Origin of the sequence: Chryseobacterium formosense, assembly GCF_900116415.1 — a bacterium.
Classification (GTDB): Bacteria; Bacteroidota; Bacteroidia; order Flavobacteriales; family Weeksellaceae; genus Chryseobacterium; species Chryseobacterium formosense.
In genome coordinates this window covers 130,166-147,235 of record NZ_FPAP01000003.1, presented here as the reverse complement: position 1 = coordinate 147,235, position 17,070 = coordinate 130,166, and the positions used below count along the sequence as shown (strand labels likewise).

9 protein-coding genes are annotated in these 17,070 nt (G+C 38.2%); all 9 read left to right on the top strand.

The window, feature by feature from the left end; translation table 11 throughout:
* Positions 1 to 56: 56 nt before the first annotated feature.
* The 9 genes from BM371_RS12255 (at position 57) to BM371_RS12215 (ending at position 17,064) form a co-directional block, all read left to right on the top strand.
* Positions 57 to 2,924, top strand: a complete 2,868-nt coding sequence (locus BM371_RS12255; protein ID WP_034673585.1) for a SusC/RagA family TonB-linked outer membrane protein — start codon at positions 57 to 59, stop codon at positions 2,922 to 2,924.
* A gap of 11 nt (positions 2,925 to 2,935) precedes the next feature.
* Positions 2,936 to 4,900: a RagB/SusD family nutrient uptake outer membrane protein gene (locus BM371_RS12250; protein WP_034673588.1), complete on the top strand. Its 1,965-nt coding sequence runs from the start codon at positions 2,936 to 2,938 to the stop codon at positions 4,898 to 4,900.
* 79 nt (positions 4,901 to 4,979) lie between these two features.
* On the top strand, positions 4,980 to 6,149 hold the full coding sequence (gene uxuA / locus BM371_RS12245; protein ID WP_034676992.1) for a mannonate dehydratase: 1,170 nt from the start codon (positions 4,980 to 4,982) through the stop codon (positions 6,147 to 6,149).
* Between the two features lie 67 nt (positions 6,150 to 6,216).
* Positions 6,217 to 7,032: an SDR family oxidoreductase gene (locus BM371_RS12240; protein WP_034673590.1), complete on the top strand. Its 816-nt coding sequence runs from the start codon at positions 6,217 to 6,219 to the stop codon at positions 7,030 to 7,032.
* A gap of 169 nt (positions 7,033 to 7,201) precedes the next feature.
* The gene (locus tag BM371_RS12235; protein WP_034673592.1) at positions 7,202 to 8,920 is read left to right on the top strand and encodes a glycoside hydrolase family 43 protein; all 1,719 of its coding nucleotides are present in this window, start codon (positions 7,202 to 7,204) and stop codon (positions 8,918 to 8,920) included.
* 212 nt (positions 8,921 to 9,132) lie between these two features.
* Entirely contained in the window at positions 9,133 to 10,749 is a 1,617-nt protein-coding gene (locus tag BM371_RS12230) for a glycoside hydrolase family 43 protein (RefSeq protein WP_034673594.1), read from the top strand.
* A 352-nt stretch (positions 10,750 to 11,101) separates the two neighbouring features.
* Positions 11,102 to 11,974, top strand: a complete 873-nt coding sequence (locus tag BM371_RS12225) for an alpha/beta hydrolase (protein WP_034673596.1) — start codon at positions 11,102 to 11,104, stop codon at positions 11,972 to 11,974.
* Positions 11,975 to 12,009: 35 nt separating this feature from the next.
* A complete protein-coding gene (locus BM371_RS12220; RefSeq protein WP_081874520.1) occupies positions 12,010 to 14,463 on the top strand; it encodes a glycoside hydrolase family 31 protein in 2,454 nt (817 codons plus the stop codon).
* Positions 14,464 to 14,502: 39 nt separating this feature from the next.
* Positions 14,503 to 17,064 (top strand): glycosyl hydrolase 115 family protein, encoded by a 2,562-nt coding sequence (locus BM371_RS12215; protein ID WP_034673599.1) that lies wholly within the window; start codon positions 14,503 to 14,505, stop codon positions 17,062 to 17,064.
* The last annotated feature ends 6 nt before the right edge of the window (positions 17,065 to 17,070 follow it).

Here is a 17,070-nt window from a genome sequence, read left to right as displayed (position 1 = left end):
ATTAAAATTGCTTATTTAATTTTTGTTACCCTAATATTAAAAACAATATAATAATTATGAACCAATTTTATTTAAATAAAGGCAATAAGGCAGCGATGTTTTTTGCAATGGCTTTACTACCTTCCGGCCTAGCATTTTCCCAAACAAAAAAAGATACTGTTCCAAAAGAGAAGAAGATCGAAGAAGTTGTTATGATAGGATATGGTACTCAGAAAAAAGAAGCTGTCACGGGATCTGTATCGTCGCTTAGTGGTAATGCAATAAAAGAAGTGCCGTCTGCAAATATTACAGATGCGATACAAGGCCGTCTTCCGGGAGTCGACATCGGAAGAACGTCAACCAAACCGGGAGCTGTACAACAGATCAGGATCCGAGGTGAGCGTTCTTTAACCGGGTCCAATGATCCATTGATCGTATTGGATGGTATTCCATTCGTAGGGTCACTTGGAGACATCAGTCCATCAGATATTAAAACTCTTGATGTTCTTAAAGATGCATCAGCAACGGCGATTTATGGCTCCCGTGGTGCAAATGGAGTAATTATTATTACTACAAACAGGGGCGGAAAGGGACAACGAGCAAAATTTTCATACAATGGTTATACCGGGTTTCAGACCATATTTTCAAAATATCCGGTCATGAGCGGAGATAAGTTTGCTAAACTGAGAGCTGATGCTAATTTATTTACCAATGGCCCCGATGAAATTAATGGCATAAATACCGATTGGCAGGATCAATATTATGGTGTGGGGTTGATGATGAACCATGATGTAGCAGTAACAGGAGGTACCGAGAAAGGAGGGTATAATTTTGGAGTAGCTTATTTTCAGCAAAATGGTGTTGTACCTTTACAAAGCTATAAAAGATTATCCATCAGAGGTGCGCTGGATCAGGAAATAAATTCTTGGTTAAAGGTTGGTTTTTCTACAAATTCCAATTTCTCAATCAACGATTTTAATGGAATAAGCGGTGCTCCCGTACTAGGTTATTCTCCATTGACGAGTCCTTATTTGCCTGACGGTTCGCCAAGGCTGAGAACAACATTTGCCAACCAGGATCAGACAGCGTTACAGACTCGATCAATATTAGAAAGTTTAGGAGATGCATATGCCGACCGTACCAACGCATTCAGTTCATACAATAATCTATATGCAGAAATAAAAATCCCATCTGTTGAGGGGCTAAAATATAGACTGAATGTGGGATTAACCTACAGAAATTCAAACAGTGGTTATTATCTTGGAACAGGAGCATTAAATTATCAACCGACAACTGCATCATCAGCGAGTATTGGAAATTCTTTAACAAATCAATGGGTAATCGAAAATTTAATTACCTACGACAAAAATTTTGGCAAGCATAAAATTAATGCTACGGCGCTTTACTCAGCCGAGCAAACAAGATTCAACAGCTCATCTATTGCTGCCCGCGATGTTCCTCTTGATGCATTTCAATATTTTAATTTAGGGCACGCACAGGGAGAAATAACTATAGATCCCAATAATCAGGGATATTGGAGAAGAGGTCTGATGTCATTTATGGGGAGAGCCATGTATCAGTATGACAATCGTTATATGTTAACAGCAACAGTGAGATCAGACGGAGCTTCGGTACTGGCTAAAGGCCATCAGTGGCATACCTATCCGGCAGTCTCAGTAGGATGGAACGTTGCTAATGAAAGTTTTTTACAAGGCTCAAAATATATTAATGTGCTTAAGCTAAGAGCAGGTTTTGGAGAAACCTCAAACCAAGCTGTTGCTCCATACACTACTTTTGGTAGCCTAAGCACAACACCTTATAATTTTGGTACTGCAAATGCAATAGGAAATTATGTAAACAGAGCACCAAACGCATCACTAGGCTGGGAATTTTCAAAGACTTGGAATTATGGAGTTGACTTCTCAATTTTTAACAAAAGAATAAGTGGTACAGTTGAGTATTACGTTACTAACACTGAAAAACTGTTACTAGATAAACAACTTCCACCGTCAAGTGGTTTAAATCTTGTGTTGCAGAATGTGGGAGCTTCGCAGAATAAAGGTCTGGAAGTATCTTTAAATGCCTTGATTTTTGACAACCCCCAAGGATTCAGTTGGGAAGTGGGCGGTAATTTAGCAGCTAACAGAAACAAAATTACAGCTTTGGCTTCCGGCCAGGACAGAAATGTTAATAATCTATGGTTTGTGGGGTACAACATCAATGCAATATACGATTACCAATACGTGGGTCTCTGGCAACAGGGCGATCCATATCTTAATATATTGGAACCACAAACTGGTGCAGCACCAGGGATGATTAAGGTTTTGTATACTGGAGGATACAATGCAGATGGTACACCTGTAAGAGCAATCAATGAAGCAGACAGACAAATAATAAATACAAATCCTGATTTTATTGGTGGATTTAATACGAGACTGGCTTATAAAAACATTGATCTGAGTGTTGTGGGAGCTTTTCAAAAAGGAGGAGTTCTTATTAGTACAATTTATGGCTCGGCTGGGTATCTGAACAGGTTAACGGGTCGAGGAAATAATGTGGATGTGGATTATTGGTCTCCGGAAAATACAGATGTAAGATATCCTAAACCAGGAGGATTGCTAAGTGGAGATAACCCTAAATACGCATCAACTCTTGCTCTTTTTGACGCATCTTTCGTGAAAATCAGAACAATTACTTTAGGGTATAATTTTGATAAAAGCACTCTGGAAAATTTAGGCGTAAGTAACCTAAGATTATATGTAACGGTACAAAATCCATTTGTTTTCGGTTCACCATATTACAGACATTCTGGAATGGATCCAGAACCTAATTCAAGAGGAAATGAAAATCAGGCTGTTAATTCATACAAAGCGAATCAGCTAGTGATAGGAACCAATAACCCAGCTACGAGAAATTATTTGTTGGGACTTAATCTAACTTTCTAAAAATATAAATCATGATCAATCTAAATAAAAAATTCATCGCTGCCTTATTTTTAGCATCAGTGGCATTTACAACAACAGGATGTAATGAAATTTTGGATGAGCAGCCAAGAGGAATCTATACACCTGAAGATTTCACAACTGAAAGAGGAATAACACAGGGGGTTACATCATTATACAGACAATTAAGATTACTCTATGGAAATGGGTATTGGCTTAATGCTAATATGACAGGTACTGATGAAGCAACATGGGGGCAAAGTGCTGACGGAAATTTCAAGGATCTGGATATGACTGGTGGCACGGGAAGTATAAACTCGAATACATTTCCGACCAGTATGGTCTGGGGATCTGTATTTCCATCAATCAATACGTCAAACGGAATTATCCAAAACGGATCGAAAGCCGGAATTGCAGAATCATTAATTTCTGAAGCGAGATTTTTCCGTTCATTTTATTATTTCTTATTAGTTCAGACTTATGGAGGTGTGCCTTTGGATTTGGGATCCGGAGAGCTTGCATTCAACATCGATCCAAAAACAACATCGGTAAGAAATACTGTAACAGAAGTATATACAAAAGCTATTTTTCCAGATCTGGTAAAGGCTATAGACAACCTTCCATCAAACCCCAGAGTTACAGGTGGTGTTACCAAAAACCTTGCCCGGTTATATTTGGCGAAGGCTTATTTAACTTATGGATGGTGGCTACAGAATCCCAATGGAATTCCCACGTATCCGGAAACTTCAAGAACAGACCCTGATGGACATAACCCGCAGTGGTACTTTCAAAAAGCGTATGATATTGCCTTAGAAGCTATAAACAATCCTGGACAATACTCATTGCAACCTACATATTATGATGTAAATAGAGGAGATAACGACCGCAACAGTGAATGTATGTTGTATGCAGATCATACAGAAACAAGCGCTTATTTTAATGAGGGAGTAATTCAGGCCAGTTACGGTGACGGATGGTCTCCAAATAATTTTGCTTCATGGATGTTGACTTGGAATTACACAAACCTGAAAAGCAGTACATCTCCAACTACATGGACCGCAGCAAGTTCGGTACAGCGTGCGGCATTTCAATCTCTTGGTAGACCTTGGGTCAGAATGGCTCCTACCATTGAATTAATTAAAAATACATTTGCAGATAAGACTAATGATTCAAGATATGATGGAACCTTTACTACTGTATACAGAGGAAACTGGCATAAAGACGGAACAGGATTAACGAATGTTACGACATTATATAATGCAAATAACCTTCCTATACAAGCAAATGACCCAGTGCTTACTTTTCTGAATGATGATTCTCAGCTTCCTAATTATCCTACCAATGCCGGACAGAGTGGTGTAGGAGCCGGTACGCTTCCTGGAAGAGCAGATTGGGTGATTGCTCCAAGTGGTATCAGTAGAATTGTTTATCCAGGAATTTGGAAAACAGGACCTTACAGAACTGATAATGGAAATGGTTTAGGTTATCCTAATCCTAGCCATACACGTCCTTTTTATGCGGCTAAATTCTCAGAATTGTATTTCATAGCTGCAGAAGCTGCCGTAAAAGGAGCATCAGGATCTCTGTCTGCAAGAGATCTCATTAATGTAATCCGTGCCCGCGCTGGGAAATGGAAATTTAGTAATGCGCAAAATGCATCTTATGTTGTTGATAACAGCGCTGCTATGATCGCAGCAACACCATCTACCATAACAATAGATTACATTCTTGCAGAAAGGTCAAGAGAGTATTTCGGTGAAGGGTACAGATGGTATGATTTGGTCAGAACTCAGACTTGGGCTCAAAAATCTGCTTCCTATTCAATTGGAGGAGCAAATTATGGAAATCACGCACCACAAACCGTAACAAGATCAATTCAGCCATATCATTACCTTAGACCAATCCCGCAGGGACAAATTGATGCGATGGAGGTCTCTTCTGATATCAAGGCAAAATACCAGAATCCTGGTTACAATTAATATTTAGACACATTCTTATTAACAGCAGCAAAGTAGGTGTTATATTGCACCTGCTTTGTTTTAATGAAAAATGAAATTTATGGAGAAAACCTGGCGTTGGTTTGGTAAAAAAGACAAAATACAATTAGATATTCTCCGTCAGATCGGGGTGGAAGGTATTGTTTCAGCACTACACGATATTCCGAATGGAGACGTTTGGTCATTAGAGGCGATTAATGATTATAAAAATTACATAGAAAGTTTCGGACTTCGTTGGTCTGTAGTTGAAAGCCTTGCTGTTAGCGAGTCTATCAAATACGGAGGAGAAGATAGAGATCATCTTATAAAAAATTATATCAATAGTTTAGAGAATTTAGGAAAAGCAGGAGTGAAAACTGTCTGCTACAACTTTATGCCGGTTCTGGACTGGGCTCGTACAGATTTGTTTTATCAATGGGAAGACGGTTCGTCGTCACTGTACTTTGACAAAGCTAAATTTGCTTATTTTGAAATTCATATTCTGCAAAGAAAAGGTGCCGAAAACGATTATAATTCAGATATTCTTCAAAAAGTAGAACAATTAAAAAACACCTTAACTGATGAAGATAATAATGATCTGATTGATTCTATCATTGTGAAAACCCAGGGTTTTGTAAATGGAAATATCAAAGAGGGCGACAAAAATCCTGTTCAATTATTCAAAAATCTGTTGTCTTTGTATGACGGAATTGATAAAGATCAGCTTCGCCAGAATATGAAATACTTTCTTGAAAAAATAATGCCCGTTTGTGAAGAATATGAAATTCAAATGTGTGTTCATCCTGATGATCCACCGTTTTCCTTGTTGGGTTTACCAAGAATAGTAACAAACGAAGAAGATATTGATTGGTTTCTGAATGCTGTAGATAATCCACACAACGGATTGACATTTTGTACAGGATCTTTGAGCGCCGGACTTCAGAATGATGTACCGAAGCTTGCCCAAAAATATGCTCACCGTACAAAATTTGTTCATTTAAGAAGCACCAATGTCTTTGACAACGGAGATTTTATCGAAGCCAATCACTTGGAAGGGAGAGGGAAATTAATCGAAGTAATCAAAATCTTTGAAAAAGAAAACCCAACTCTGCCAATGCGTGTAGACCACGGAAGACTGTTGACAGACGATATTGATAAGGGCTACAATCCCGGATATTCATTCCTCGGAAGAATGCTTGCTTTAGGACAGATCGAAGGGGTAATGGCAGCTGTTAATTCTTATCCAAAATAAAATCAAAACAGAATCCAAAGGATTCAATATTATCATTTATCAACTATCAATCATCATTTATATTACAATGAACGAAATATTCAGCATAAAAGATAAAGTAGCAGTCATTACAGGAGCTTCAGGTGTTTTAGGAGGAAGCTTAGCGAAAAGTTTCATTGAAGCCGGAGCAAAAGTTGTCGCCCTTGGAAGAAATCAGGAAACTCTGGATGCTCGTGTTAAAGAATTAACAGAATCGGGGGGTGACGCATTAGCCGTGGAAGCCAATGTAATGAATGTTGAAAGTCTCGAAACAGCGTCAAAGAAAATTCTTGAAAAATACGGCAAGATCGATATTCTGCTTAATATTGCCGGTGGAAATATTCCTTCCGCAACATTATCTCCCGACCAATCCTTTTTCGATCTGAAAATGGAAGCCTGGAACGAAGTAACCGATTTAAATATCAACGGAACGGTCTATCCAAGCTATGTTTTCGGGAAAGTAATGGCAGAAGAGGGAAGCGGAAGTATTGTGAATATTTCCTCAATGGCAGCATATTCCGCAATCACAAGAGTAGCAGGGTATTCCGCAGCAAAATCCGCAATAACCAATTTTACACAGTGGCTCGCTTCGGATGTAGCTTTAAAATTTGGTGATAAAATTCGAGTCAATGCCATTGCTCCAGGATTTTTCATTGGAGATCAGAACCGTACAATTTTATTAAATCCGGATGGTTCTTTAACCGACCGAAGCAAAAAAGTTATTGCTAAAACGCCAATGGGACGTTTCGGAAATGCCAATGAACTGAATGGAGCGGTACAGTTCCTATGTTCAGATGCCGCAAGTTTCATTACAGGTGCTTTATTGCCTATTGATGGTGGTTTCAGTGCATTTAGTGGTGTTTAAAAATAAGTATTATTTTTCTTCATATAGTTGACAAGGCCTTATTATTCTTAGGTAAGGTCTTGTTTTTAAAAATTTCTTTAGTAATAAAAAATATCATCAGTTTTCTCATTTTCAATTTTATTATTGAATTATGAAATGGAGAAATCTTATTTAATCTATAAAAATAAAAATGAAACAAAATATAATCAATACGCTTCTAAATAAAAGGAATTCAAAGCTAATTTTTGCAACAGCATTACTTTCAATCAACAGTATTGCCGCACAAACATTCACAGATTTCAGCTACCGTGGAAATGATAAAATATACGCAAACAATCCACTGAAAGAGAACGAATTTTATTCGCCGATTCTTCAGGGCTGTTATCCCGACCCGAGTATTACTAGAAAAGGAGACGATTATTACTTGGTTAATTCTTCATTTTCAATGTTTCCCGGTGTTCCGATTTTCACTTCAAAAGATTTGGTTAATTGGAAGCAGGTAGGTCACGTTCTCGACAGACCTTCACAGCTTAAAGTAGAAAAAGGCGGCGTTTCTCAGGGAATCTATGCACCGGATATCAAATACAACAAATTCAACGACACTTTTTATATGATTACTACCCAGATTGCTGGTGGAGTAGGAAATATGGTCGTGAAAACCAAAGACCCTGCAAAAGGATGGAGCGAAGTTCAGAAACTGAATTTTGACGGAATTGATCCTGCAATTTTCTTTGATGATGATGGTAAAGCATACATCGTTCACAATGATGCACCGCCACAAGGGACAGAATTGTACAACGGTCACCGTGTCATCAAAATGTGGGATTACGATTTGGAAAAAGACCAGGTTATTGCGGGTTCAGATAAAATTATTGTAAACGGTGGTGTTGACCTTTCCCAAAAACCAATTTGGATAGAAGGTCCACATATTTATAAAAAGAACGGAAAATATTTCCTGATGTGCGCAGAAGGCGGAACTGGCGGTAACCACAGCGAAGTTATTTTTATGTCAGATTCTCCGAAAGGTCCTTTCATTCCTGCAAAAAACAATCCTATCTTAACTCAGAGATATTTTCCAAAAGACAGAAAAGATAAAGTAGATTGGGCTGGTCACGCCGATTTAGTGGAAACGCCTGACGGAAAATATTTCGGAGTGTTTCTGGCCATTCGTCCCAACGAAAAAGGACGGGTGAATCACGGAAGAGAAACTTTCATTCTTCCTGTTGACTGGAGCGGAAAGTATCCTGTTTTTGAAAACGGTTTAGTTCCAATGAAACCAAAATTAAAACTGCCGGAAGGTGTGAAAAATCAGACCGGACAAAATGGATTTTTCCCGAACGGAAACTTCACGTATAATGATAAACTGACTGACAAAAACCTGGATTACCGATGGATTGCGATGCGTGGACCTCGTGAGAATTTTATAAGTACTACAAAAAATGGTGTGAAAGTAACTCCTTTTGAAACCAATATAAAAGCGTTGGCTCCGGTTTCGGCATTATTTCACAGACTCCAGCACGAAGATTTTGAAACTTCCGTAATGCTTGATTTTAAACCAAAAACTGAAAAAGAATTGGCAGGAATCACTTGTTATCAAAGCGAAAAATTCAACTACGTATTCGGAATTACGAAAAAAGACAAAGACTTTTATATTGTTTTAGAAAGAACAGAAAAAGGAGCATCAAAACTAATTGGGAGCGAAAAGATTTCACTTTCAAAATCCATCAAATTGCAGGTGGTCGGTGAAAAAGATGACCTTAATTTCAATTACTCTTTGGATGGTAAAAACTTCAAAAACCTTGGCGGTGCGGTTTCCGGAGATATCCTTTCTACCGATGTTGCAGGAGGTTTCACGGGAAGTTTGATTGGTTTGTACAGCACGTTGTCTAACGATATTGTTCCTAATTAGATTATCAATAGAAATGGGCTTCAGCCCATTTATTCAAAGTAAAAACCAAATTGGCTTTAGCCAAAACCTAATATACAAATGCAGGTTTTGAAAGGTGAGCTTGAAACGTTTGAAACCAATTTTATTATCAGCATTGTCACACTGAACTTGTCGAAGTGTTTCTTTTAAAATTGGATTAAAGAATTAAATAAACCAATCAAAATATTAAAATTTTGAAAATTAATAAATCATTTTATATAATTTCTCTTTTTGGATTTATCGGGCTGAATCTCCTTTCGGCCCAGATAAATCCTGCTAAGAAACAGCAGGCGACAGCATTTACAAATCCTATCATTTGGGCAGATGCGCCGGACTTATCAATAACTCGAAACGGCGATGATTTTTATTTGATAAGCACGACAATGCACCTGATGCCGGGAGCTCCGGTAATGCACTCCAAAGATTTGGTTCATTGGGAAATGGCAAGCTACGTTTTCAATACTCTGAATGATAATTCCAAATATGATTTGCTTGACGGAACAGTTTACGGTCGTGGACAATGGGCTTCTTCCATCCGCTATCACAAAGGAAAATATTATGTTTTATTTTCTCCGAATGATGAGCCTTTCAAATCCTATTTCTACGTAACGGATAATCCCGAAAAAGGAAACTGGAAACTGATTACCAGAACCAGACATTTTCACGATGCTTCGCTGCTTTTTGACGATGACGGCAGGGTTTATGTCTTCACTTCCAACAAAGTTTTTGAATTAAGTCCAGATTTTAAAGAGGTCATTGGAAATCCTGACGGAACGGTAGTTTTTGAGAAAGATTCTTCGGAAACCGGACTTCTGGAGGGCAATCAAATTATTAAAAAAGACGGAAAATATTATATGATGATGATTTCCTGGCCAAAAGGTGGAAAACGCCGTCAGGAAGTTTACAGAGCGGATAAAGTGACCGGACCTTACGAGAAAAAAGTCATTCTGGAAGATAACTTTTTAGGATTTTCTTACGCCGGGCAAGGTGCTTTAATTGATGATAAGAACGCCAATTGGTATTCACTGATTTTTCAGGATAGAAATGGAGTAGGGCGCGTTCCTATTTTGATTCCCGTGAAATGGGAAAACGACTGGCCTGTTTTAGGAGATAACGGAAAAGTTCCATTAAACGGAGAAGTTCCGCTTCCTCCATTTAAACCGAAAAACAGGATCGTAGAAAGTGATGAATTTTCAGATAAAAAATTAAAAATCCAATGGCAATGGAACCATAATCCTGTGAACGAAGCCTGGTCTTTATCCGACAGAAAAGGATTTATAAGGCTGAAAACGAGTAGAGTGGTAGATAATCTTTACGCCGCACCGAATACATTGACACAAAGAATGGAAGGCCCAAAATCCAGTGCGATAGTTGCCTTAGATTTGAAAGGAATGAAAGATGGCGACGTTACAGGATTCAGCGCTTTCAACGGAGATTCAGGATTATTATCAATTATAAAAGAAGGGAACCAGAAATTTTTGACTTTTTCTACCAATGAAGTCAGTCTTGATAATAAAACGAAAGTGATTACCGGAGTGAAAAAGGAAGAAAAAAAACGTATCGAAATTAAATCAGATAATATTTTCCTCCGTATTGAAGCAGATTTCAATCTTGGAAAAGATTTGGCAGATTTCTCTTACAGCACCGACCAGAAAAACTGGACAGAAATGGCGAAAGATTACAAAATGATTTTCGATTACAGAAGGTTATTTATGGGTTCCAAATTTGCGATTTTCAATTACGCTACGAAAAGTATTGGAGGTTTTGTGGATGTTGATTTTTTCAGAGTAAACAAAAATTCAGAATATTAAAGGGAAGAATTATTTTTTTGGTAGCTTATCCGCCTGTAGTTCATCCTGAGCTTGTAGAAGGGCTCCCAATCTTTTTTGCTGGAAATTTTAGAAGAAATAGAACTAGTGTACAAGCAAAAAAGGATTTCCGCTCAAGTCGGGCTACGAGAGATTCGGCCTTTAAAAAGAATCATAAATACTGCTCTGTAGAAGCAATCTGTTAATAGCAAAAAAGATGAGTCATTAAAACAAAGCCTCGTAGAGGCGACCTGTTAATTGCAGCCAAAATTGACATTAAAAAGGAAAAAATAATTCTATTGGGTATTATTTTTTTGTCTAAATTAATAAGTGTAAAAATTACAAATAATAATATATGAAAAATTCAATACTTCTCATTGTAGCTTTTTTGTTTTCGGGAATGTTTACTTCTGCGCAAACATTTGAAAAACAGGCCCCACAAGGTTTTGATGTAGAAAATAAAGAAGTTCCACACGGAAAAATTGATACGATTAAGTACGAATCGAAATCAATAGGAACTCAAAGAAAAGCATTGGTCTATACACCTCCAGGCTTTAAAAAGGGCGAAAAATATCCAGTTTTGTACCTGCTTCACGGCATAGGCGGAGATGAAAAAGAATGGTTTAAAAATGGAACGCCCCAGATTATTCTTGACAACCTCTATGCGAAGGGAAAACTTACACCAATGATTGTCGTTTTACCCAATGGCAGAGCGATGAAAGACGACAGAGCGACGGGAAATATTTGGGAGAAAGATAAAGTGGAAGCTTTCGCAACCTTCGAAAAAGATTTGCTGAATGACCTTATTCCTTTTATTGAAAAAAAATATCCTGTAAAAAAAGACCGGGAAAACCGTGCGATTGCCGGACTGTCAATGGGAGGCGGACAAACCCTGAATTTCGGATTGGGAAATATCGACAAATTCGCTTGGGTAGGCGGTTTTTCATCTGCTCCAAATACCAAAGAACCTCAACAGTTACTCCCGAATCCTGACAAAGCAAAAGAATTAAAACTGCTCTGGATTTCCTGCGGCGACCAGGACGGATTGATGCCTTTCAGCAAAAGAACGAGCGATTATCTGATGGAAAATAAAATTCCACATATTTTTTATGTAGAACCGGGAGGCCACGATTTCAAAGTCTGGAAAAATGATTTGTTTTTATTTTCTCAATTGCTCTTTAAACCTGTTGACCAGGAGAAAATCAACAATCTCTTAAAGTCAGAGTAACGATAACTATTGATACGATTTAAAATCCCAGAAAAATGAATTTCAGAAAAATAAACATAAAAGCTTTCATTATCTCGATGATCATTATATCTGGATTAGATCAGAATGTGAGCGCGCAATCTTATAAAAAAACAGATTCGGGCTTGAGTTTTTCTGCGGATAAAATGAATGTGGAAGTAAAGTTTTACGGACCACACACGGTGCGGATCATCAAATATCCTTCGGGAAAATCATTTGTAAAAAACAGCCTGTCTGTTATCAAACAAGAACAAAAAATAAAATTTTCGGTTACAGAAAATAAAGATATTTTATCAATAAAAACGAATGATTTGCAAATATCCGTTAATACGAAAAATGGAGAAATAGCCTACAAAACACCATTCGGAAAAGAACTTCTGAAGGAAAGCGGAAGTGATTTTAAACCTTTCAATGATGCCGGAAGTCCAACTTATTCTGTAACCCAATCTTTTCAATTGGAAAAAGAAGAACCGATTTACGGTTTGGGAATCCTTCAAAACGGAAAATTATCCCAACGGAATCAGGACATCAGAATGGTGCAGAATAATACCTGGGATTTTGTGCCTTTCTTTCAGTCTGTAAAAGGTTACGGCATTTTTTGGGACAACTATTCCCCGACTCAGTTTACCGATACTGCTCAGAAAACATCTTTCGCTTCCGAAGTTGGAGAAGGCGTGGATTATTATTTTATGTATGGTGGAAATGCTGACGGCGTAGTTGCCGAGATGCGTGAACTTACCGGAAATGTTCCGATGTTTCCGTTATGGACGTACGGTTTCTGGCAAAGTAAAGAGCGATACAAAAGTCAGAATGAAATCGTAGATGTGGTTAAAAAATATCGTGATTTGAAAGTTCCTCTGGACGGAATCATTCAGGATTGGCAATATTGGGGAAACAATTACCAATGGAATGCAATGGATTTTATCAGTCCCGATTTTCCTGATGCCAAAAAAATGATTAATGACATCCACGGGATGAATGCGCATTTGTCTGTTTCCATCTGGTCGTCATTCGGACCGATGACCAATCAATATCGTGAAATGGATTCTAAAGGAATGCTTTTCAATTTTGGAACGTGGCCGGAATCGGGCAGGGAAGTTTGGCCTCCCGATATAAATTATCCTTCCGGAGTCCGTGTTTACGATGCCTACAATCCCGAAGCCAGAAATATTTACTGGAAATATTTGAACAAAGGCGTTTTCAGTCTAGGCGTTGATACTTGGTGGATGGATTCTACGGAACCCGACCATCTCAGCCAAAAACCGGAAGATTTAGATACCAAAACTTACCTTGGTTCATTCCGAAAAGTGAGAAATGCGTATCCTCTGATGACAGTTGGCGGAGTTTATGACCATCAACGTGAAACCACGAATGATAAAAGAGTCTTTATTTTAACAAGGTCGGCTTTTGCGGGACAGCAGAGATATGCAGCCAATACTTGGTCGGGCGATGTCAACTCTTCGTGGGAATCTTTGCGCAATCAGGTTCCGGCAGGTTTAAATTTCAGCCTGACTGGAAACCCGAATTTCAACTCTGATATTGGCGGTTTCTTTGCCGGTGTTTATAAAAGAAACGGAGGTGCTAAAAATCAGATGTTTCAGGAATTACATGTTCGCTGGTTGCAATACGGAACTTTCACACCAATGATGCGTTCGCACGGAACCGATGTTCCAAGGGAAATTTACCAGTTTGGAAAAAAAGGCGATGTGGTTTACGATGCGATAGAGAAATTCATCAACCTTCGTTATAGTCTATTGCCGTACATTTATTCCGTTTCTTGGGATGTTTCCAAGAATAATTCGAGTTTTTTGAGAGCACTTCCGATGGATTTTTCATCAGACAAAAAAACTTGGGATATTAATAATGAATATCTTTTCGGAAAGTCATTCTTAGTGGCACCGATTCTTAATCCTCAATATACACCGGAAAAAATCGTAAAAATCGATGAAAATGAAGGCTGGAATAAAACCGATGCCAGCAAAAAAGAGAGTTCAGTTTCCGCTGTCGATTTTACCCAAAATAAAACCGTCAAAGTCTATCTTCCCGCAGGTTCTGTATGGTATGACTACTGGACTAATTTAAAACACAACGGCGGACAGGAAATTGAAAAAACAGTCAATATTCAAAGCATTCCATTGTATGTAAAAGGCGGAAGCATCATTCCTTTCGGTCCCGATGTTCAGTATGCAACGGAGAAAAAATGGGACAATCTTACTATTAAAGTCTATCCGGGTTCAGATGCAGATTTTGTTTTATACGAAGATGAATTTGACAATTACAACTACGAAAAAGGCGACTTTACCGAAATACCAATGCATTGGAATGACAAATTCCAAACGTTAACTATTGACACCCGAAAAGGAAAATACAGTGGAATGATTGAGAAGAGAAATTTTACCATAATTCTTCCGAATGGTCATCAGAAAGCGGTTGCTTATTCAGGGAAAAATGTTAAAGTGATTTTTAAATAATGATAAAAGCTTTAAAGCCTTTAATAAAATTAAATCAATATGGTAACCCATCAAAATATCAAAATAATTCTACTGCTTTGTTTCTTTGGAAGCGGAATTTTTTCTGCCCAACAAACTTCAGGAATTACTGAGAATATCATTTCAAATGATAAAGGTTTCCCGATTGTTTCATCAGATGGAAATGCTACAAACATATTTTACGACTCTTCAGAAAACATCGCGGTCATTCGTGCTGCGAAAGATTTACAGACGGATATTCAAAAAGTGACGGGGAAATTACCCAATCTTTCAACCTCAGAAACTTCCAGCGAATTTGAAATCATCATCGGAACTTTAGGTACCAATAAAATCATTGACAAACTTATTTCATCCAAAAAAATCAATGCCAAAGATTTGAAAGGAAAATGGGAAAGTTTCGTGATTACAACCGTAGAAAATCCAACATCCAAATCAAAAAAACAACTCATCATCGCCGGAAGCGACAGACGTGGAACCATTTACGGAATCTATGAATTATCAAAACAATTAGGCGTTTCTCCGTGGTATTACTGGAATGATGTTCCCGTAAAAAAACGTTCTTCTGCGTATGTAATTCCGGGATATTTTGCTTCAGGCGAACCCAAAGTAAAATACCGTGGAATTTTCATTAATGATGAAGAACCGGCTTTCGGAACCTGGGCAAGAACCAAATTCGGAGGTATCAACAGCAAGATGTATGCGAATATGTTTGAGCTTTTGCTTCGCCTCAGAGCCAATTATCTTTGGCCTGCAATGTGGGGAAAAGCCTTTAATGAAGACGATCCGCTTAACCCGAAAGTTGCCGATGAATACGGAATCGTGATGGGAACTTCGCACCACGAACCGATGATGCGTGCCCAGAAAGAATGGGGGAATCACCGCAAAGAATATGGAAACGGCGAATGGAATTACCATACCAATAAAGATGCGCTTCTGAAATTTTGGGAAGATGGATTTAACCGAAATAAAAACTACGACAATCTCGTAACGATGGGAATGCGTGGCGACGGCGACGAACCGATGATTGATTTGGGAAGTGCCGAAGCCAATTTTAAATTGTTGGAAAAAATTATGCAGGACCAGCGTAAAATTATCGAAAAAGTTACCAAAAAACCGGCAAAGGAAACGCCTCAGCTTTGGGCTTTATACAGCGAAGTTCTGGATTATTACGACCAGGGGATGAAAGTTCCGGATGATATGACGATTCTGCTTTGTGACGATAACTGGGGAAATGTCCGCAGACTGCCTTACCTCGATGCTAAAAGACATCCCGGCGGTTACGGAATGTATTACCACGTCGATTTACACGGTGCACCGAGAGCTTATCAATGGCTGAATATGACGCATATTCCGCATATGTGGGAACAATTGCAGTTGACGTACAGTTACGGCGTTGATAAAATCTGGATTCTGAATGTAGGAGATTTAAAACCTAACGAATATCCAATGGATTTCTTCCTGAATATGGCGTGGAATCCAACTTCATTTACCCAAGATAATTTAAATAATTACTCGGTGAAATTTGCAGAAGAACATTTTGGAAAGAACAATGCGAAAGAAATTGTAGAAATCATCAATCTGTACTGTAAATATAATTCAAGGATTTCCGCAGAAATGATGAATCATAAAACTTATAATCTTCAAAGTGGAGAATTTTTGCAAGTGAGAGATTCGTATTTAGCTTTGGAAACAAGAGCTTTAAGGCAGTTCTTGATTTTGGATGAAGCTTATAAAGACACTTATAAACAAATCGTTTTACATCCCGTTCGTGCAATGGCCAATCTCTACGATATGTATTACGCAGTGGCAATGAACCACAAATTGGCAGATGAAAAAGACCTGAAAGCCAATTATTGGGCAGATTACACTGATGAATGTTTCGCCAGAGATGCTGAATACACCAAAGATTACAACCTAAATATCTCCGGCGGAAAATGGAATCATATGATGGACCAAACCCACATTGGTTACAAATCGTGGGACGAGCCGAAAGAAGGAAACATCAAACCAACGGTTTACAGAATCACGCCTGAAGAAGCAAAAAAAGAAGGTTATATTTTCGAAGAAAAGAATGGTGTAGTGGTGATGGAAGCCGAACATTTTTTTGAAAATAAATCTCCGACCAAAACGAAATGGACGGTTATTCCAGATTTAGGAAGAACGTTTTCCGGAATTGCCTTGATGCCTTACACCGAGAAAACAGACGGCTCTTCCATTACATATCAATTCAAATTAAAAAATAATCCCTCCACTGTAAAAGTTCATTTTTTCTTTGATTCTACACTTCCTTTCAAAAAAGGAGGACACAGCGTTAAAGCTTATTTCGATAAAAATGATTCAAAAACGATTGGCATCAATCAGGATTTGACGTGGGCAAATAATTATACCAAAATGTACCCTGCAGCTGCAGCGAGATTGGTCGAAAAAGTAGAAACATTCACGCTTCCGGCCAATCAAAACGGAAATTATACTCTGACAATTGAACCTTTAGATCCAGGAATTGTTTTGTACAAAATAGTCGTTGACAACGGCGGTTATGAAGAAACGTATTTGAAAATGGATGAAAGTCCTAAAAAAAGATAAAATTAA